Origin of the sequence: Pseudomonas sp. NFPP25 (assembly GCF_900116505.1) — a bacterium.
Lineage (GTDB): Bacteria > Pseudomonadota > Gammaproteobacteria > Pseudomonadales > Pseudomonadaceae > Aquipseudomonas > Aquipseudomonas protegens.
In genome coordinates this window covers 96,407-116,050 of sequence record NZ_FPBG01000007.1, presented here as the reverse complement: position 1 = coordinate 116,050, position 19,644 = coordinate 96,407, and the positions used below count along the sequence as shown (strand labels likewise).

Annotated in this window: 16 protein-coding genes; 9 read left to right on the top strand and 7 right to left on the bottom strand. The window is 64.5% G+C overall.

Annotated elements, in window-relative coordinates; genetic code table 11:
- Positions 1 to 69: 69 nt before the first annotated feature.
- Positions 70 to 975 carry a transcriptional activator NhaR gene (gene nhaR, locus BM382_RS25745; protein WP_011062282.1) on the top strand — a complete coding sequence of 302 codons (906 nt, stop codon included), beginning with the start codon at positions 70 to 72 and terminating at the stop codon, positions 973 to 975.
- Here the strand turns inward: nhaR and BM382_RS25740 are convergent, their stop codons facing one another.
- Entirely contained in the window at positions 976 to 2,133 is a 1,158-nt protein-coding gene (locus BM382_RS25740; RefSeq protein ID WP_011062283.1) for an MFS transporter, read from the bottom strand.
- A 341-nt stretch (positions 2,134 to 2,474) separates the two neighbouring features.
- Here BM382_RS25740 and sstT point away from each other — a divergent pair, with 341 nt between their 5' ends.
- Positions 2,475 to 3,704, top strand: coding sequence for a serine/threonine transporter SstT (gene sstT / locus BM382_RS25735; RefSeq protein WP_011062284.1), 1,230 nt, complete (start codon positions 2,475 to 2,477; stop codon positions 3,702 to 3,704).
- A gap of 63 nt (positions 3,705 to 3,767) precedes the next feature.
- Here sstT and BM382_RS25730 read toward each other — a convergent pair whose 3' ends face one another.
- Both BM382_RS25730 and BM382_RS25725 read right to left on the bottom strand, forming a co-directional pair.
- On the bottom strand, positions 3,768 to 4,277 hold the full coding sequence (locus BM382_RS25730) for a DUF1993 domain-containing protein (RefSeq protein WP_011062285.1): 510 nt from the start codon (positions 4,275 to 4,277) through the stop codon (positions 3,768 to 3,770).
- 72 nt (positions 4,278 to 4,349) lie between these two features.
- Entirely contained in the window at positions 4,350 to 5,372 is a 1,023-nt protein-coding gene (locus BM382_RS25725) for an AraC family transcriptional regulator (protein ID WP_072444579.1), read from the bottom strand.
- Positions 5,373 to 5,549: 177 nt separating this feature from the next.
- Between BM382_RS25725 and BM382_RS25720 the strand changes: the two genes are divergently transcribed.
- Both BM382_RS25720 and BM382_RS25715 read left to right on the top strand, forming a co-directional pair.
- The gene (locus BM382_RS25720) at positions 5,550 to 8,069 is read left to right on the top strand and encodes a flavin-containing monooxygenase (protein ID WP_072444581.1); all 2,520 of its coding nucleotides are present in this window, start codon (positions 5,550 to 5,552) and stop codon (positions 8,067 to 8,069) included.
- A gap of 221 nt (positions 8,070 to 8,290) precedes the next feature.
- A complete protein-coding gene (locus BM382_RS25715) occupies positions 8,291 to 8,941 on the top strand; it encodes a YceH family protein (protein ID WP_011062288.1) in 651 nt (216 codons plus the stop codon).
- Positions 8,942 to 9,042: 101 nt separating this feature from the next.
- Here the strand turns inward: BM382_RS25715 and BM382_RS25710 are convergent, their stop codons facing one another.
- Entirely contained in the window at positions 9,043 to 9,861 is an 819-nt protein-coding gene (locus BM382_RS25710; RefSeq protein ID WP_011062289.1) for a shikimate 5-dehydrogenase, read from the bottom strand.
- A 249-nt stretch (positions 9,862 to 10,110) separates the two neighbouring features.
- On the opposite strand from BM382_RS25710, the gene BM382_RS25705 reads away from it, so the two are divergent.
- The 3 genes from BM382_RS25705 (at position 10,111) to BM382_RS25695 (ending at position 11,212) form a co-directional block, all read left to right on the top strand.
- A complete protein-coding gene (locus tag BM382_RS25705; RefSeq protein ID WP_015636359.1) occupies positions 10,111 to 10,479 on the top strand; it encodes a hypothetical protein in 369 nt (122 codons plus the stop codon).
- 248 nt (positions 10,480 to 10,727) lie between these two features.
- The gene (locus tag BM382_RS25700) at positions 10,728 to 10,922 is read left to right on the top strand and encodes a hypothetical protein (protein WP_011062291.1); all 195 of its coding nucleotides are present in this window, start codon (positions 10,728 to 10,730) and stop codon (positions 10,920 to 10,922) included.
- Positions 10,923 to 11,029: 107 nt separating this feature from the next.
- Positions 11,030 to 11,212: a hypothetical protein gene (locus BM382_RS25695; RefSeq protein WP_011062292.1), complete on the top strand. Its 183-nt coding sequence runs from the start codon at positions 11,030 to 11,032 to the stop codon at positions 11,210 to 11,212.
- Here BM382_RS25695 and BM382_RS25690 read toward each other — a convergent pair.
- Complete coding sequence (locus BM382_RS25690; protein ID WP_011062293.1) at positions 11,209 to 12,270, bottom strand: AI-2E family transporter; 1,062 nt, start codon at positions 12,268 to 12,270, stop codon at positions 11,209 to 11,211. The two genes, BM382_RS25695 and BM382_RS25690, sit on opposite strands and share 4 nt — an antisense overlap.
- A gap of 159 nt (positions 12,271 to 12,429) precedes the next feature.
- On the opposite strand from BM382_RS25690, the gene yegQ reads away from it, so the two are divergent.
- Positions 12,430 to 13,755 (top strand): prephenate-dependent tRNA uridine(34) hydroxylase TrhP, encoded by a 1,326-nt coding sequence (gene yegQ, locus BM382_RS25685; protein WP_072444584.1) that lies wholly within the window; start codon positions 12,430 to 12,432, stop codon positions 13,753 to 13,755.
- A 149-nt stretch (positions 13,756 to 13,904) separates the two neighbouring features.
- On the opposite strand, the gene BM382_RS25680 is transcribed toward yegQ, so the two are convergent.
- Complete coding sequence (locus tag BM382_RS25680) at positions 13,905 to 15,584, bottom strand: methyl-accepting chemotaxis protein (protein ID WP_011062295.1); 1,680 nt, start codon at positions 15,582 to 15,584, stop codon at positions 13,905 to 13,907.
- Positions 15,585 to 15,775: 191 nt separating this feature from the next.
- A complete protein-coding gene (locus BM382_RS25675; protein WP_170866353.1) occupies positions 15,776 to 17,092 on the bottom strand; it encodes a Na+/H+ antiporter family protein in 1,317 nt (438 codons plus the stop codon).
- A gap of 347 nt (positions 17,093 to 17,439) precedes the next feature.
- Between BM382_RS25675 and BM382_RS25670 the strand changes: the two genes are divergently transcribed.
- Positions 17,440 to 19,587: a methyl-accepting chemotaxis protein gene (locus BM382_RS25670; protein WP_015636363.1), complete on the top strand. Its 2,148-nt coding sequence runs from the start codon at positions 17,440 to 17,442 to the stop codon at positions 19,585 to 19,587.
- Positions 19,588 to 19,644 lie beyond the last annotated feature (57 nt).

The window sequence follows — 19,644 nt, the reverse complement described above, 5'->3', positions numbered from 1 at the left end:
AGAGTGATACTTCAGGAAAATTCGTTTTTTTAGCAGTTATACTTCGCTTTTTACGAACTGAATGTGCCCATGCTCAACTACCGCCAGCTGCATTATTTCTGGGTTGTGGCCAAGACCGGCAGCATCGTCCGCGCCTGCGACCAGTTGAACCTGACCCCGCAAACCATCAGCGGCCAGATCAGCCTGCTGGAACAGACTTACGGCATCGAATTGTTTCGCCGGGTTGGCCGCCAGTTGGAGCTGACCGAAGCCGGACGCCAGGCCCTGCCCTACGCCGAGCAGATGTTCCAGCTCGGGGGCGAGCTGGAAGCCATGCTCCGCGCCCGCCCCGACGAACAGCAGATCCAGTTCCGGGTCGGCGTGGCGGATGTGGTGCCCAAGTCCATCGTCTATCGCCTGATCGCCCCGACCATGGAGCTCAGCGAGCCGATCCGCCTGACCTGTCGCGAAGACAAGCTCGAACGCCTGCTGGCGGACCTGGCCATCCAGCGCCTGGACCTGGTGATTTCCGACAGCCCGATGCCCTCGCACCTGGACATCAAGGGCTACAGCCAGAAGCTCGGGGAATGCGGCATCAGTTTCTTCGCCACCGAGGAGCTGGCGCGGCGGCACGGCGCTGACTTCCCCCGGGGCCTGCACGGCGCGCCACTGCTGATTCCCGGGCAGGAAACCGTGGTCCGCAGCCGCCTGCTGCGCTGGTTCGCCGAGCAACAGTTGCAGCCACGGATCATCGGTGAATTCGACGACAGCGCCCTGATGCAGGCCTTTGGCCAATCCGGCAGTGGAATCTTCATCGCCCCCAGCGTGATTGCCGACGAGGTCATGCACCAGTACGGAGTGCAACTGATTGGCCAGACCGATGCCGTGGCCGAGTCGTTCTACGCCATTTCCGTGGAGCGCAAGGTCAAGCACCCCGGCATCGTGGCCATTACCGAAGGGGCGCGACGGGAATTGTTCACGCCCCTCAATCTCTGATCAGGAAGCGCAGGCACTCGGCGCTTTGAGCTTCATCAGCAGCAGCGCCAGGGCGATCGACAGCAGAATGAAACCCGAGGCCGCGAACCCCAGGCTGCCCAGGCCCAGGGTATCGATCACCCGGCCGCCGACCATTGCCCCCAGGCCAATGCCCAGGTTGGCCCCGGCAATGTTCAACGAAGCGGCGAAGGCCGGCGCCTGGGGAGCCGCCTTGATCAAGCGCACATGGCTCACCAGGAACATCGCCGCCTGGGTCACGCCCCAGATGGCCATGGCCGCTGCCAGCCCCAGGGTCGAATGAATGCTCGGCACCAGGGCTACCATGCCGCCGATCATCAGTGCGCAGAACACCATGGAGGCGATCAGCGGGTGACGGTCCACCGCCCGGCCGCCCAGGGAATTGCCGATCAGGCCCACCGCGCCAAAGCCCATCAGGCACCAGCCCACCAATGCACCGTCGAACCCGGCCAGGCGCTCGAGTATGTCCGCCAGGTAGGTGTAGGCAGTAAACATGCCGCTAAATACCAGGATCGACAGCAGCACATGCCCTTGCATCAGCGGGCTGCGCAGGATGCGAAACTGCGCCCGCAGGCTCACCTGCTCGTTGTGCAGGCGGGTTTGCGGCAGGTAGATAAACAGCAACAGGGCCTTGGCGAACGCCACCACCGCCAGGATGCCGAAGGCGCTGCGCCAGCCGAACGCATCGGCAATCAGGGTGCCCACGGGAATCCCGAACACCGTGGCGCAGACAATGCCGAAGCCGATCTTGGCAATCGCCCGCCCGGCGTAGTCCGGGCCGACGATGTCCACCGCCGTCTCGCTGGCCAGGGCCCAGAACACCGGCAACCCCAGGGCCGGCACCAGCCGCGCCAGGGACATCACCCAGATGTTCGGCGCCAGCGCCGCCAGGGTATTGGCCAGGCCGAACATCACCAGCACGCTGATAAACAGCTTCTTGCGGGGAAAACGCGCGAAGTAGGCGGTCAGAAATGGCCCGAAGGCAGCCACGGTAAAGGCGAACAGGGTCACTAGCAGCCCGGCCTGGGACACGCTGACCTGCAGGTCGCGGGCAATCGACGGCAACAGGCCGACGATGATGAACTCCGTGGTCAGCACGGTAAAACCGGCGGCCGACAACAGCAGGATGGGCAACAGCATGCAGAACTCCAGAAACAGCGACAGCAGCGACAGCCCGAAGGGCCCGCTGACTGGATAGAAAAAGGGGATGGCGAATCTTAACAGAGTGCGCCCGGCTCCGGGCAACCACCGCGTGCACGGCTCTGCAAGGGGCAAGTGGCAGATCGTCACATCGACACGGTAACCCCGGCCTGCTGTGATAAAGTCCGCCCCCTGCTGAAAACAGGCCCTGTCGAGTTCGTCTACCCTTCAAACGTCTCGATCGCCCGTCGCCTTTTCAGACTGCGTCTGTGCCTGGCGGTTCAACCACCGGCGCTGGCGACCGGCAGGCTCCGCACATTAAAAAAAACAGAGATACCGCTATGAGCGCTTCACCCCCTTCCTTTCTGCATTCCCTCAAACGCCTGAGCCTGGTCACGCAGATCGTTATCGGCCTGATCGCCGGTATCGCCCTGGCACTGCTGGCACCGGAGGTGGCGAAATCCACCACCTTTATCGGCAAGGTATTCGTCTCGGCGCTCAAGGCCGTGGCCCCGATCCTGGTGTTCGTGCTGGTGATGGCCTCCATCGCCAACCACAAGCACGGCCAGGAAACCCATATCCGGCCGATCCTGGTGCTCTACCTGCTGGGTACCTTCGCCGCCGCCGTGGTCGCGGTGATCGCCAGCAGCCTGTTTCCTTCCGCCCTGGTGCTGTCGACCCACGACGTGGCCATCAGCGCGCCCGGCGGGATCACCGAAGTGCTGCAAAGCCTGCTGCTGAGCGTGGTGGACAACCCGGTCAGCGCCCTGATGAACGCCAACTTCATCGGCATCCTGGCCTGGGCCATTGGCATGGGCGTGGCCATCCGTCATGCCGGCGAGACCACCCGCACCGTGCTCGATGACCTGTCCAACGGGGTCACTGTCATCGTGCGCGTGGTGATCCGCTTCGCGCCCCTGGGGATCTTCGGCCTGGTGGCCTCGACCCTGGCCACCTCGGGCTTCAACGCCCTGCTCGGCTACCTGCACCTGCTGGCGGTCCTGATCGGCTGCATGCTGTTCGTGGCCCTGGTGATGAACCCGCTGATCGTGTTCTGGAAGATTCGCCGCAACCCCTTCCCGCTGGTGCTGACCTGCCTGCGCGAAAGTGGCATCACCGCCTTCTTCACCCGCAGCTCGGCGGCCAACATTCCAGTCAACCTGGAACTGAGCAAGCGCCTGGGCCTGCATGAAGACACCTACTCGGTGTCGATCCCGCTGGGCGCCACCATCAACATGGCCGGCGCGGCAATCACCATTACCGTGCTGACCCTGGCCGCCGTGCACACCCTCGGTATCGCCGTCGACCTGCCCACCGCCGTGCTGCTCAGCGTGGTCGCGGCCATCTGCGCCTGCGGTGCTTCCGGCGTGGCCGGCGGCTCGCTGCTGCTGATTCCCCTGGCCTGCAGCCTGTTCGGCATTCCCAGCGAAATCGCCATGCAGGTGGTGGCCGTGGGCTTCATCATCGGCGTGCTGCAGGATTCGGCGGAAACCGCGCTGAATTCCTCCACCGACGTACTCTTCACCGCCGCCGCGTGCATGGCCCAGGAAGACAAGGCGCAAGCCGCCTGATCCAACGGCCACAAAAAAGCCCGGCCAGGGTCAACCTGGCCGGGCTTTTTTATCGCCTGGGGTTTAGAACGCGCCCATGTAGTCGCGCTTGCCCACTTCCACACCGTTGTGACGCAGGATTGCGTAGGTGGTGGTGACGTGGAAGAAGAACTGCGGCAGGCCGTAGGTCAGCAGGTAGGACTGGCCACTGAAGCGCTTCTCTTTCGGGGTGCCCGGACGGGTCACGATCTCGATGCCTTCCTTGCCATCGATCTGCGCCGGTTGGATGCCGTCGATAAAGGCCAGGACCTTGGCGATCAGCGCCTGCAGGTCGGCGAAGGTGGTTTCAGTGTCGTCGTACTTGGGCAGCTCGACTTCGGCCAGGCGCGCCGATACGCCCTTGGCGAAGTCCACAGCGATCTGCACCTGGCGCACCAGCGGGAACATGTCCGGGTACAGGCGCGCCTGCAGCAGGGCGTTGGGCTCGATGTTCTTCGCCGTGGCGTGGGCTTCGGCCTTGTGCAGCACGTCGCTCAAGGCATTGAGCATTTGCTTGAAGACAGGAACGGAAGCGGCGTACAGGGAAATAGTCATGACAGTCTCGACAGGGAATGGCGGGAATACAGCGAGCAGCGATTATAGCCACAGCACGCCAGCACGGGGCCTTTATCCGCAGCGCTCCTGGCGATACACGCTGGGGGCCACGCCGAACCAGCGCTTGAAGCTCTGGGAAAAACTCGACAGGTCACTGAAGCCAAGCCTTTCGGCAACCTGGGACAGGCTCAGCCGCGGATTGCCCAGCAACTCCAGGGCCCGGGCGCCTCGATGCCCGGCCAGTACCTGCCGATAGCAGGTGCCCTCCTCCTGCAAGCGTCGCTTCAAGGTCCGCACGCTGGTGCACAGCAGCCGGGCCATGGCCGGCAAGTCCGGTACGCTTGCCGCCGGCAGGGCATCCAGGTGCTGGCGGACCAGCGCGGCAAGCCCCTGATGGGCCTGTCGCCGCTCCAGCAACTGCGCGCACATCTGCTCGCACATGGCCACCGTCAGCGGGTTGGCCTGGGGCAAGGGCCGGTGCAGGAAACGCCGGTCGAATGCCAGGGTATTGGCGTCGGCCCGATAGTCGGCGGGCACCCCGAGAATCTGCGCCGGCTCGTCCCCTTCCAGCTCAGGGCTGACACTGCGACCGAAACGCAGCAGGCGAAAATCCGCACCGACTATTTCCTGCATCAGCGTCGCGGCGGCCGCCATGTCCCGCTGTAACAGGAACTGCGCCAACAAGGGGTCCGCCACCCGAGGCTCGGCAAAGGTCAGCACCCCGAGCCCCGGCTCCAGCCGGTAGCCGATCTCGGCAAAGGCATAGGTCAGCGGCAGGAAGCGCAAGGCCAGGGCCAGGGCATCCGCCGGGGTGGCGCTGCTGATCAGGCCGTAGCCGAACAGGCCATAGGTGGAGAAGTGATAACGCGCACCCACTGCATACCCCAGGCCCCGGGGCTGGCCGAGCAGCGCCAGCAGGTTACTGGCCAGGCGCAACTCCTGGGCCGCCGACAGCAGGCTGTTGGGGTTTTGCAACTGCTCCCGGGACAGCCCGCAACCGGCCAGCAACCGCGCTGGCGCCAAGCCCTTTTCGCAGCCGAAACCGAGCAGCAGCAAGGCGCTGGACGGTCCCCGGGTGAACGACTGAGTGCTCATGGGCGCGGCTCGTGAAGAAAGGTGTTGGCCCAAATACTAAAGCACTTGTCCCGTTACAGCATGGGGTCCACGGTTTATTCCCCGCATGCTTCACTGATCGGGGCTGCACCGCAGAAACAAGGAAGTGGCCCCGGGAGCATCAACCCTGCGCCGCACAACAATAACAACGAGGTCGTCATGCGCGAATTCGCACCTGCTACACACCCCGCCCCCGACTCGGCCACACCGCTGGAGGCCATCATCATCGGCAGCGGCTTTGGCGGCCTGGGCATGGCCATCGCCCTGCGCAAGGCGGGCGTGCACCGTTTCGTCATTCTTGAAAAAGGCCAGGACGTGGGCGGCGTCTGGCGCGACAACAGCTATCCCGGCGCTGCCTGCGACGTGCCCTCGCACCTGTATTCGTTTTCCTTCGAACCCAACCCGCACTGGTCCCGAGTGTTCGCGCCCCAGGCAGAAATCCATGGTTACCTGCAACATTGTGCCGGCGTCTATGAGCTCACACCCTATATCCGCTTCGGCGCCGAGGTGCGCCATGCCGAATTCGATACCGCCAATGCCTGCTGGCATGTCACCTGCGCCGATGGCCAGCGCCATGCCGCCCGCCTGCTGATCAGCGCCACCGGCCAGTTGAGCCGCCCGGCCCTGCCCGACCTGCCGGGCATGGCCAGCTTCCGCGGCCGGGTCTTCCACTCCGCCCACTGGGATCATGACTATCCCCTGGCGGGCAAGCGGGTGGCGGTGATCGGCACCGGCGCCTCGGCCATCCAGTTCGTCCCGGAGGTTGCCAGGCAGGTGGCCGAACTCAAGGTCTTCCAACGCTCACCGGCCTACATCATGCCCAAGGCCGACCGCCCCTACAGTGCCGAGGAAAAGCAGCGCTTCCTGCGCCAACCCTGGAAGATGAAGCTGGTGCGTGCGGCCCACTACCTGCACTTCGAATCCCGGGCTTTGGGCTTCACGCGCCTGCAGGACCTGACCAAATGGGTGGTCGGTGGCCCGTTCAAGAAGCTGCTGCACACCTCGGTCGCCAGCCCCGAACTGCGCCGCCAGATGACCCCGGACTACCCCATCGGCTGCAAGCGCATCCTGCTGTCCAACGACTACCTCAAGACCTTCGACCTGCCCCATGTGCACCTGCTGACCCGAGGCATCCGGCAGATCACCGAGCACGGCATCGAAACCCTGGACGGCGAGGAACACGCCGTGGACGCGATCATCTATGGCACCGGTTTCGCCGCCACCGAGTTCCTCTCGCCCATGCGCATCACCGGACGCGACGGGCTCGACCTGAACCAGGCCTGGCAAGGTGGCGCGGCGGCCTACCTGGGCATCAGCGTGCCGGGTTTTCCCAACTTCTTCATGCTCTACGGGCCCAACACCAACCTGGGCCACAACTCCATCATCCATATGCTGGAAAGCCAGATTTCCCACGTCATGCAGGCCCGCCAGGCCCTGCTGGACAGCGGCGCCAGCCATGTGGAAGTGGACGAGCAGCGCCACCAGCGCTTTCAACTGGGCATCCAGCGCCGCCTGGCCACTTCGGTGTGGAGCGGCTGCAAGAGCTGGTATGTCGACGAACGGGGGCACAACAGCACCAACTGGCCAGGCTTCACCTGGTCCTACCGCTGGCTGGCGCGCTATGCCGGGCTGGCGGCCTATCGCCTGTCCAGCCCGCTGGACACCCAATCCCCAGCCTGCAACGGGCAACGCATAGCCGCCCCCCGGGACTGGTTGGAGCGGGCCAACGCAGCCTTCCTGCGGGTTTTCCTGCGGGTCAGTTTCAGGGCCTTGATCGGCCCGCCCCGGCCCCTGGCCAGCCAGCGCAAGATAGTCGACCGGTTGTCATGGCTGATGCCCGGCTGCCTGGGCGTGAACCGCCGGAGCATGCAGTTGGACGGGCTCTCGTTGCAGATTGTCGAACCCGGAACCAGGGCGCCCAAGGGGGTGATTCTCTACCTGCACGGTGGCGCCTTCTGCCTGGGCAGCCCGCGCTCTCACTACAGCGTCACCAGCCGCCTGGCCAGGGACAGCGGCTGCGCGGTGTGGGTGCCGGACTACCGGCTGGCCCCGGAACACCCCTACCCCGCCGCGCTGGAGGATTGCCTGGCCTGTTACGACGCGATCCGCGCCCAGCTCTGCCCGGCGGACAAGCTGCTGATTGCCGGCGACTCCGCCGGCGGCGCCCTGGTGCTGGCCCTGGCCCTGTCCCTGAAGGAGCGTGGTGACGAGATTGCCGCCGGGCTGATGCTGCTGTCGCCGGTCACCGATCCGGACCTGGGCGGCGCCAGCATGCAATCGCGCCAGGAGGCCGATCCGATGATCCGCCGCGACTGGCTGGAGCAAGCCCTCAAGGCCTACGCAGCGCCCGTTCAAGCACTGAGCCACCGCCCCCTGGAAGCAGACCTGCGCGGCTTGCCACCGATGCTGATCCAGGTGGGCGACCAGGAACTGCTGCTATCCGACTCCACGCGCCTGGCTGAGCGTGCCAGGCAGTCCGGGGTGGCTTGCCAGTTGGAAATCCACCAGGGCCGCTGGCACGTGTTCCAGTTGCAGGCGTTCTACCTGCGCTCCGCGAGAAACGCCCTGCTGGGCCTCGCCCGGTTTGCCCGCCAGTGCCTGGAGACCGCGGGCCAAACCCCGCAGGCAGCCGACTCACCCCGTACGACACAGCCTGCAACAGATCCGCAACCCAGCTGAACCGGCCGCCCTCGCCCAAAGCATGGTGGCGGGGGCGGCCCGGTCAACCGGCGCCGGCGCGGGCCGCGCCAAGTTCTGATGGCAAGATCCGGGTTCTGGAGGTAAAACAGAGCCCCTCGAAAGTGGCCGACCCGGCCACGCAGAAAACCCGGACGCTGTTCCAGCGCCCGGTGGCGTTTTTTTTCACGATCCATCCATCAGTGACCAAGGGACCAGCACTTATGAGCAGCGAGCACGACACACCCGGTGAAGCACTGCGCTTGAGCAGTACCGATATCCGCATCCTGGGTTCGTTGATCGAAAAGCAGGCCACCAGCCCGGAAACCTATCCCCTGACCCTCAACGCCCTGGTGATTGCCTGCAATCAGAAAACCAGCCGCGAACCGGTGATGAACCTGACCCAGGGTCAGGTCGGGCAAAGCCTGCGTGCCCTCGAAGCCCGGGGCTTCACCCGCCTGGTGATGGGCAGCCGCGCCGATCGCTGGGAACAGCGCCTGGACAAGGCCCTGGAACTGGTGCCGGCGCAACTGATCCTGTGCGGCCTGATGTTCCTGCGTGGCCCGCAGACGGTCAACGAACTGCTGACCCGTAGCGGGCGCATGCATGATTTCGAAGACAGCGAACAGGTCCTGCACCAGCTCGAACGCCTGATTGCCCGGGGCCTGGCCCTGCACATTCCGCGGCAGGCCGGCCAGCGCGAAGACCGTTATACCCACGCCCTGGGTGACCCGGCGGACATCGAGGCAATCCTCGCCGCCCGCAGCAACCCGGTTGAGCGCAGCGCCGGCGGCGCGGTTTCAGTGGAACGCATCGAAGAACTGGAAGCGCGGATCGCTGCCCTGGAAGAGCGCCTGGCCCAACTCGAAGGCTGAACCCCGGAGCCGCTGCCGCAGGCTGCGATCGACCTCGAAGGGGGCTTCAGGTCCCTGCTGGCCTTGTCGCGGCCTGCGGCAGCGGTGACAGGGCTTCGGGCTCAGGGGCGGGCGAAGGCCACGGCCTTCTGGAACTGCTCTTCGCTCGGGCGCACCCCGGTATAAAGCACGAACTGCTCCAGCGCCTGGATGGCAATCACTTCCAGCCCGGTGATGACCTGCTTGCCCTCGGCCCGGGCCCGCAGGATCAACGGCGTCTCCGGCGGCACCGCCACCACGTCGAACACCGTCTGCGCCGCCTTTATCGCCTCGGCGTCGAACGCCAGCTGCTGCGCCTCTGGCCCGCCGCTCATGCCGATCGGGGTGACGTTGATCAGCATCTGCGGCCGCAGGCTGCCCAACTCGGCCTGCCACTCATAACCCAGGGAGCTGGCCAGGGCGCGCCCGGCCACTTCGTTGCGGGCCACGATCACCCCGTTGGCATAACCACCATCACGCAAGGCACTGGCCACGGCCTTGGCCATGCCGCCGCTGCCGCGCAGGGCAAAGCTCGACTCTCGAGGCACCCCGTGGCCCGCAAGCAATTGCGCCACGGCGATGTAGTCGGTGTTGTAGGCCTTGAGATGGCCGTTGGTGTTGACGATGGTATTGATCGAGGCAATGGCCCGGGCCGAGGCATCCAGCTCATCCACCAGGGCGATGCAGTCTTCCTTGAACGGCATGGACACCCCGCAACCGCGGATGCCCAGCGCCCGGATCCCGGCGACGGCGCCGGGCAGGTCCTGGCTGCTGAAGGCCTTGTAGTAGAAATTGAGACCCAACTGCTCATACAGGTGGTTGTGAAAACGCAGGCCGAAATTCCCCGGGCGCCCGGACAAGGACATGCACAACTGAGTGTCTTTGTTGGGGTTCATTTGCATATCAGTTTCCTCGCTCGGCACTTTCAGATGGACGGGATTGGTCTGGCGCGCCGCTTGGCCTGATCATATCGGCGCGTGTTCACCGGCCTTCGCCACCGCCCAGGGATGACGGTAAAGAGACCGGTACAGACCTTACACAATATTTACTCAGCGGCTGTGCAGATTTCGCAGGAACCGCTGTCTTAGAAGTATCCCCGCGTCAGTTCTTGAGTCTGGTGCAGACCATAAACGCTGGGGTTGAACCGAGGAATGACCATGATCTCCAAAATCCCCAAGATAGCCTTGCTCATTGGTGCACTCGCTGTCGCAGGCCAGGCTTCAGCCCACGGTGGTGGTGGCTGGGTCGGGCCCGCCGCCTTGGGTGCTGTTGTCGGCGCTGCCGTAGTGGGTTCGGTGATCGCCAACCAGGATCGCCCGGTCTATGTGCAGCAAGCGCCGGTGTATGTCCAACCGCAGCCGGTCTATGCCGCACCGCCACCACCGGTCTACTACCAGCCGGCACCGGTCTATGTGCAGCAACCGGTCTACTACCGCCCGGCACCGGTGTACTACGGGCCACCTCGCGGTTACTACGGCCACCCGCATTACTACTACGGCCCGGGTCCCGGCCGCTGGTAAGCACTGGCAGAATCAAACAACAGGCCCCGCCCCCAAAGCGGGGCTTGTTGCATTTTGCCACTATCCGAATGTCTGAATAATTCTCAAGCATGTCGTGACTGGAACAGTATTTGCGTTTAAATCCGGCAATAGTGTACTGATCCCACGGCTGCGGTGAGCGACATGCGACTGTCATGTTTGTGTCATTCAAGGACGACAAGATCGACACAGTCCGCTCGCCACAGGCCCATAACAACAAGGACGAATCCATGCCCACGCAAAACCCGCACCGCGTCGCCGGCCTCTGCACCTCCAGCCGGGTGTACGACGCCCTGACCGAACTCAAGCACCTGGAAGGCCACCGCAGCGCCAAGTTCCTCTCGCTGCTGGCCCAGAACCTGGTGCGCAAGGGCCTGCTCAACGAGCAGGAAGTGCTGCACATGCTCGACCAGGTGGTGGACTGAACTGCCGGCTGCGGTAGCACCGGCATCAATGTCCACTATCAGATTGGGTGATTTTTCGTAGCACTTGGGGCTTTGTAAGGTAACCCCCTCAGATCGAGGAGGTTGTCATGCCCAAGATTCAGATCATGTCCGTCATTGGCAGCGCGGTCCCCGCATCGCTCAGGGAACTGGGGTTGCTGGCTTGCTGGTACCTGGTGCGCGACGGCGAGATGGTCAGCGGCCCGCTGACCTCCCTGCCCGCCGCCCAGACCCTGTCCCGGCAACTGGCGCTGCGCATCGTCCAGCCCTAGGGCAACTGCACCCGGGGCCGGGTCTCGACGAACAGGGCCCAGCTGGACATGAACAGCGCGGCAATCAGGGGCCCGATGACAAAGCCGTTGAGGCCGAAGATCGCCAGCCCTCCCAGGGTCGAGATCAGGATCAGGTAGTCCGGCATCTTGGTATCCTTGCCCACCAGGATCGGCCGCAGCAGGTTATCCACCAGGCCGATCACGAACACCCCGAACAGCCCCAGCACCACCCCTTGCCAGATCGCTCCGCTGATCAGGAAGTAGGCCGCCACCGGCCCCCAGACAATCCCCGCCCCCACGGCCGGCAACAGTGACAGGAACGCCATCAGCACCGCCCAGAGCAAGGCGCTGGGAATGTCGAGGAACCAGAAGATCAAGCCCCCCAGGGCGCCCTGGGTCACCGCCACCAGCACATTGCCCTTGACCGTGGCCCGCACCACTCGGTTGAACTTCAATTGCAGGCGGCGCTTCTGGTATTCCGCCAGGGGCACGGCGGTGCGGATCTTGCGCACCAGCTCCGGGCCGTCGCGCAGAAAGAAGAACAGCAGGTAGAGCATGATGAAGAAGCTCACCACGAACTCGAAGGTGCCCTGGCCGAAGCTGAAAGCCTGGGTCGCCAGGTACTGGCTGCCCTGCATCGCGCTCTTGACCACCTTCTCCTGCAGCCCCTTGAGTTCGCCCAGGCCGAAGCGGTCCAGCAGGTGCTGGAAGTACGGCGGCAGGCTGTGCTTGAACTGAGCCAGGTAGGCGGCGATATCCAGCTGGCCGCTTTCGATTTTCTTGTACAGCTCGGCCCCCTCCTGCACCAGCAGCACGCTGGTGATGATCACCGGCAGAATCGCGATCACCAGGCAGATCAATAGGGTGCACAGGGACGTCAAGTTGCGCTGCCAGCCGAAGCGGGCCTGCAGCCGACGCTGCAAGGGGGCGAAGACAATGCCCAGGATCACTGCCCAGAACAGCGCACCGTAGAACGGCAGCAGAATCCAGATAAAGGCCAGGGTCACCAGTGCCAGCAACAGCAGCAGGCTTTTGTTTTGCAGGTTGGTTTGGTTCATCTACAGGTCCAGGTCTGTCACGCGGAAAATCAGCGTCCTGAGGCTTAGTCCCCGGCCGCGGCGCCGAGTGCCGTTTTTTCTGCTGTCGGCATAGATCCAGATCAATGAATACCCTAGCGCACTGGCTTACCCTCGCGACCTTTTGCGACCGACAGCCCCATGACGCCCCTCGCCAAACCCGAACTCCTGGCCCCCGCCGGCACCCTGAAGAACATGCGCTACGCCTTCGCCTACGGCGCCGACGCGGTGTACGCCGGCCAGCCGCGCTACAGCCTGCGGGTACGCAACAACGAATTCGACCATGCCAACCTGGCCCTCGGTATCCGCGAGGCCCAGGCCCAGGGCAAGCGCTTCTACGTGGTGGTCAACATCGCCCCACACAATGCCAAGCTCAAGACCTTCCTCAAGGACCTGGCGCCGGTGATCGAGATGGCTCCGGATGCGCTGATCATGTCCGACCCGGGGCTGATCATGCTGGTACGCCGGCACTTCCCGCAGATGCCGATCCACCTCTCGGTGCAGGCCAACACGGTGAACTGGGCCAGCGTCGAGTTCTGGCTGCAGCAGGGCCTGACCCGGATCATCCTGTCCCGGGAACTGTCCCTGGAGGAGATCGAGGAAATCCGCCAGCAGGTGCCGGGCATGGAGCTGGAAGTCTTCGTCCACGGGGCGCTGTGCATGGCCTACTCCGGGCGTTGCCTGCTGTCGGGCTACATGAACAAGCGCGATGCCAACCAGGGCACCTGCACCAATGCCTGCCGCTGGAAATACAGCGCCCAGGCGGCCACCGAGAATGCCGTGGGCGACATCGTGCAGAGCTACCAGCCGGAGCCGACCCTGGGCCTGGGCGCCCCCACCGACCAGGTGTTCCTGCTGCAGGAAGCCAATCGCCCGGGCGAGCTGATGCCGGCCTTCGAAGACGAGCACGGCACCTACATCATGAACGCCAAGGACCTGCGGGCGGTGCAGCACGTGGAGCGCCTGACCCGCATGGGCGTGCACTCGCTGAAGATCGAGGGGCGCACCAAGTCGCACTTCTATTGCGCACGCACCACCCAGGTCTATCGCCGGGCCATCGACGATGCCGCCGCTGGCCGCGAGTTCGACCGCCAGTTGATGAGCGATCTGGAGTCCCTGGCCCAGCGCGGCTACACCGAGGGTTTCCTGCGCCGGCATGTGCATGACGAGTATCAGAACTACCAGAACGGCAGCTCGGTGTCGGAGCGCCAGCAGTTCGTCGGTGAACTGACCGGCGAACGCCGCGACCGCCTGGCCGAAGTGAAGGTGAAAAACCGTTTCGCCCTGGGCGATCACATGGAACTGATGACCCCTCGGGGCAACTTCCACTTCGACCTGCACCAGTTGCAGAACGCCAAGGGCGAAGCCATCGAAGTGGCGCCAGGGGACGGCCATACGGTGTACCTGCCGATCCCTGATCAGGTGGACCTGCGCTTTGGCCTGCTGATGCGCGATATCAGTGCCTGAGCCGTGCAGTTAACACCCTGATGTAGCTGCTGACGGGGGCGGTGGGACCTTCTGGCGGGCTGCCAAAAGACCGCCACACAAGGCCCTTCGGGCCTTCTCGCAGCCTCGCAGGCTTGGCAGCGGCTACACCAGCCACCGGCGCCCCGCCCTCAGATACGGAATTGTCCCACCAGCCGCCCCAGGCGCTGACCCAGGTCCGCCAGGCTGCGGGAAGTCTGGGCGCCGCGCTGGGTTTCATCGGCCACACTGTCCACCGCCACGGCGATCTGATGCACGCTGCGATTGATCTCCTCGGCCACCGCAGTCTGTTCTTCCGCCGCACTGGCAATCTGCGCGTTCATCGAATTGATGGTGCCGATCAACTGGGCCATGGTGTCCAGCGACGCCCCGGCTTCGTTGGCCTTCACCGAGGTGCCGTCGCCGGCATCGCTGGAACGGCGCATGGCGTCCACCGCCACCCGGGTGCCCTGCTGCAGGCGGTCGATCATGCCCTGGATTTCCTGAGTGCTCTGCTGGGTGCGGCTGGCCAGGGCCCGTACTTCGTCGGCCACCACTGCAAAACCGCGCCCGGCCTCCCCGGCCCGAGCCGCTTCGATGGCGGCGTTCAGGGCCAGCAGGTTGGTCTGCTCGGCGATCGAGCGGATCACGTCCAGCACGCTGACAATCGACGTCACGTCCTGCTGCAGGCTGTCCAGGGAAGTACCGCTATTGCGGATATCGCTGACCAGCGCATGGATCTGCTGGATGCTGCCATCCACCACGCGCTTGGCCGCCTGGCCCTCTTCATCGGTCTGCTGGGCGGCAACGGCTGCGCCCTGGGCGCTGCGGGCCACCTCATGGGCTGCGGAAGACATTTCGTTGATCGCCGTGGCCACCTGATCGGTCTCGTGGCGCTGGCGCTCCATGGCCTGTTCCGAACGCTGGGCCTGATCCGAGACCTGGGTCACCAGCTCGGTGAGCTGGCCGGTCATCTCGGTGATCTGCCGCACCAGGCCGTGGATCTTGTCGACAAAGCGGTTGAACGAGCCGGCCAACTGCCCCAGTTCGTCCTGGCTGGTAATGGCAAGGCGCCGGGTCAGGTCGCCCTCGCCGGCGGCGATATCGTCGAGGTTGGCTTTCATCAGGTTCAGCGGGCGCAGCATGGTGTTGGCCACCAGCATGCCCAGGGCGGCGATCACCACCAGCACCACCGCGGCGATCCCGAGGATGCTCAGGACCATGCCTTCCATGCGCTGGTTGACGCTGCTCTGCACTGCGGCGACCTGGGCGTCGATGCCATCGAGGTTGACCGAGGTGCCCAGCACCATGTCCCACTTGGGCAGGTACTCGGTGTAGCCCAGCTTGGGCACCAGCACGTCGCTGCCCGGCTGGGTCGAGCTGTATTGCACATAGTGGCTGCCGTCCTTGCCGACCCGCACCAGCTCGCGGTTGACGTACACCCCATTGGGGTCGCGGTTGTCCTTGAAGCTCTTGCCCACGCCGTCCGGGCTGTTGCCCTTGAACAGGCGCACAGTCTCGGAGTCGTAGCCGAAGAAGTAGCCGTCCTTGCCATAGCTGATATTGGACAGCAGCTTGACCACTTCGGCCCGGGCGGCCTGATCGCCCTGCGCCGCCGCATCGTAGAGCGGCTTGACGGTAGTCAGCGCGACTTCCACATAACTCTGCAGGGTGGCCTTGGCTTCAGTCAGCAGCCGGTTGCGGGTTTCCTCGACTTCCTTCTGTGCCTGCTGGCGCAGCATGAGCACGGTGCTCAGGCTGATCACCAGGGCGAACAGCAGTACCGGGAGTACTGCCAGGGACAGGACTTTGGCCTTCAGGCTCAAGCGCATAGGGGGCTCACTCTTGGTTTTTTATTGGCGTGATATGCCGTTAACGGCACGCCAAAAAAAAAGTTGAGCCTGAACCCCTAGGAGCCGGCTTGCCGGCGAAGGGGCCCTCGAGCCTTGCACCGACCTTGCCGATGCCTTCGCTGGCAAGCCAGCTCTTACGACAACCCCCGGCTTCTACGAGAGCGAGATGATCAGAGGACCATGGCCGCCACCCAGCCGAAGGCCAGCAGCGGCAGGTTGTAGTGCAGGAAGGTCGGAACCACGGTGTCCCAGATGTGGTGGTGCTGGCCGTCGATATTCAGGCCCGAGGTCGGTCCCAGGGTCGAGTCCGAGGCCGGCGAACCGGCATCGCCCAGGGCACCGGCGGTGCCGACGATGCAGACGATGGCCAGCGGGCTGAAGCCCAGTTGCACACACAAAGGCACGAAGATCGCCGCGAGGATCGGCACCGTGGAGAACGACGAGCCGATGCCCATGGTCACCAGCAGGCCCACCAGCAGCATCAGCAAGGCGCCCACGCCCTTGCTGTGGCCGATCCAGGCCGCCGAGGCCTGGACCAGGGAATTGACCTCGCCGGTGGCCTTCATCACTTCGGCGAACCCCGAGGCGGCGATCATGATGAAGCCGATCATGGCCATCATCTTCATGCCTTCGGTGAACAGCTCGTCAGTCTCGCGCCAGCGCACGATGCCCGACACCGAGAAAATCAGAAAACCGCACAAGGCACCGATAATCATCGAGTCCAGCAGCAGCTGGATCACGAACGCCGCGACTATGGCCGCCGCGGCCACCAGCAGGGTCCGCGGGTTGTACTGCACCGCCACCTGCTCGACCTTCTCGATGCGGTCCAGGTCATAGACGCGCTTCTTGCGGTAGCTGAAGAACGCCAGCAGCAAGCCGCAAAGCATGCCCAGGGCGGGAATGCCCATGGCGTGGGTGACGTTGACCTGGCTGATATCGACGCCGCTGCGGGCCACGTTGGCCAGGAGGATTTCGTTGAGGAAGATGTTGCCGAAACCCACCGGCAGGAACATGTAGGGGGTGATCAGGCCGAAGGTGATCACACAGGCGATCAGCCGGCGATCCAGTTGCAGCTTGGTCAGCACATACAGCAGCGGCGGCACCAGCAGCGGAATGAAGGCAATGTGGATCGGCAGGATGTTCTGCGAGGCAATCGCCACCACCCACAGCAGGCCGATCAGCAGCCACTTGACCTGGCCGCCGCCGTTGGCGTCCTGCCGGTCCACCAGCAGCAGGATCTTGTCCGCCAACGCGTGGGCCAGCCCGGATTTGGCAATCGCCACGGCGAAAGCACCGAGCAAGGCGTAGGACATGGCCACGGTGGCACCGCCCCCCAGGCCGCTATTGAAGGCCTTGAGCGTGGCCTCGATGCCCAGGCCGCCGGCCAGGCCGCCCACCAGGGCGCCAATGATCAGGGCGATCACTACATGCACGCGGGACAGGCTGAGCACCAGCATTACGCCAACCGCGGCAATTACTGCGTTAATCATCGTTACCTCATTACTGCGCCGCTAAAAATGGCGCAAAAGCCTGTGACCGACCGGAAGGCAGCGGGCTGCCGACATCGAAATGAAAGAGGTTCTTATTAGGGGGGCGCACTTTGCAGCAGCCGACCCGGCTTGTCAAAACCCCGCACCCCGCCGCCCGCAGGAGCGAGCTTGCTCGTAAAGCCCCCAAGACCAACCCCGTACCCGTGGCGAGGGAGCTTGCCCGCACCGGGCTGCACAGCAGCCCCAGCGCCTCGCGGTTTATTTCGAACAAGCGTTTAAAGAACGCCATTGGTCGGCCGCTACAGTGCAAAGTCTCAGATATTTATCGAATAAAGGACGTCTCCATGTCGCTCAGACAACTTTCCATCCAATGGAAAATCACCTTGCTGGCCGGACTCTGCCTGTTGGGCATCGTGTCGCTGTTGGTGGGGCTTTCGCTGTATCGCATGGAGCACAGCTCCGAGCTGGTGAAGGCCTCGAGCATGGAGATGCTCAACGAAGCCGCCCAGGCGCGGATCGAGGCCCAGGGTGAAGTCCAGGCACTGGGCATTCGCCAGCAATTCATGGACGCCTATCAATACGGCCACGGCTTCTCGCGCCAAGTGCTGTTCCTGCGGGAACAGGCCGAGAAACGCTTCCTCGACGCCTTCGACCTGCGCGAGGACCTGACCCGCCAGGTCAAGTCGGCGCTGCAGGCCAACCCCGACTTGCTGGGCCTGTCCCTGGTGTTCGAAGCCAACGCCCTGGACGGCAAGGACGAGTTGTTCGGCGGCCAGAGCGAACTGGGTAGCAACGAAAAGGGCCGCTTCGCCCTGTACTGGTCCCAACCCACCCCGGGCAAGCTGACCTCCATGTCACTGCCCGAAAGCGACATGAGCGACACCCGCACCGGCCCCAGCGGCCAGCCGGCCAACGCCTGGTTCACCTGCCCGCGCAGTACCCTCAAGCCCTGCGTGATCGAACCCTACTTCTATGACATCGACGGCCAGAAGGTGCTGATGACCAGCATCGTCTTCCCGCTGATGGTGGACGGCAAAGTCATCGCTTCGCTGTCGGTGGACATCAACCTCAACAGCCTCCAGGCCATCAGCCAGAGCGCCAGCAAGCGCCTCTATGCCGGCCAGACCAACGTCAGCATCCTGAGCCCGGTGGGCCTGCTGGCCGGCTACAGCCCGGACGCCAGCAAACTCAGCCAGCGCCTGGACAGCGTCGACACCACCAACGGCGCCGAGCTGATCCGCCTGCTGGCCAACAGCACCCAGACCCAGAGCCTGCACAGCAACCGTGAACTCAAGGTGCTGGCGCCCTTCACCCCGATCCCCGGTGGCAAGGCCTGGGGCGTACTGCTGGATGTTCCGGAAAAAGTCCTGGTAGGCCCAGCCGAAGCCCTGAAAAGCGAGCTGGATGCGCGCAACAACAGCGGCACCCTGATCGAGCTCGGCCTGGGCCTGCTGGCCGCGGTGGTGGGCCTGTTGCTGGTGTGGCTGATGGCCCGCAGCGTGACCCGGCCGATCCTCGGCGTGGCCCACATGCTCGAAGACATCGCCAGCGGCGAAGGCGACCTGACCCGGCGCCTGGCCTACGACAAGCAGGACGAACTGGGCCAACTGGCCGGCTGGTTCAACCGCTTCCTGGACAAGCTGCAGCCGATCATCGCCGAGGTAAAACGCTCGGTGCAGGACGCTCGCGGCACCGCCGACCAGTCTTCGGCCATCGCCACCCAGACCAGCGCCGGCATGGAGCAGCAGTATCGCCAGGTGGACCAGGTGGCCACCGCTTCCCATGAAATGAGCGCCACCGCCCAGGACGTGGCCCGCAGCGCGGCCCAGGCCGCCCAGGCCGCGCGGGATGCCGACCAGGCCACCCGCCAGGGCCTGAACGTGATCGACCACACCACCCGCAGCATCGACTTGCTGGCCGCCGACATGAGCGCCGCCATGACCCAGGTCGAAGGTCTGGCCGCCAACAGCGAGCAGATCGGCACGGTACTGGAAGTGATCCGCTCGATTGCCGAGCAGACCAACCTGCTGGCCTTGAACGCGGCCATCGAAGCCGCTCGCGCCGGGGAAGCCGGCCGCGGCTTCGCGGTGGTGGCCGATGAGGTGCGCAACCTGGCCCAGCGCACCCAGGAGTCGGTGGAAGAAACCCGCCAGGTGATCGAGCAACTGCAGAACGGCACGCGGGAGGTGGTGGGTTCGATGAACAACAGCCATCGCCAGGCCCAGGGCAGCGTCGAACAAGTGGGCCAGGCGGTCACCGCCCTGCGCCAGATCGGCGATGCGGTAACCGTGATCAGCGACATGAACCTGCAGATCGCCAGCGCCGCCGAACAGCAGAGCGCGGTGGCCGAAGAGATCAACAGCAACGTGGCGACCATTCGCGATGTCACCGAATCGCTGTCGGAGCAGGCCAATGAATCGGCGCGGGTCAGCCAGTCGCTCAACAGCCTGGCCAACCAGCAACAGAGCCTGATGGACCAGTTCCGCGTCTGACCCCGCTGCCGCAGGCTGCGATAGCCATCACGGGCGCCGAACCTGGCGCCCGGCAAG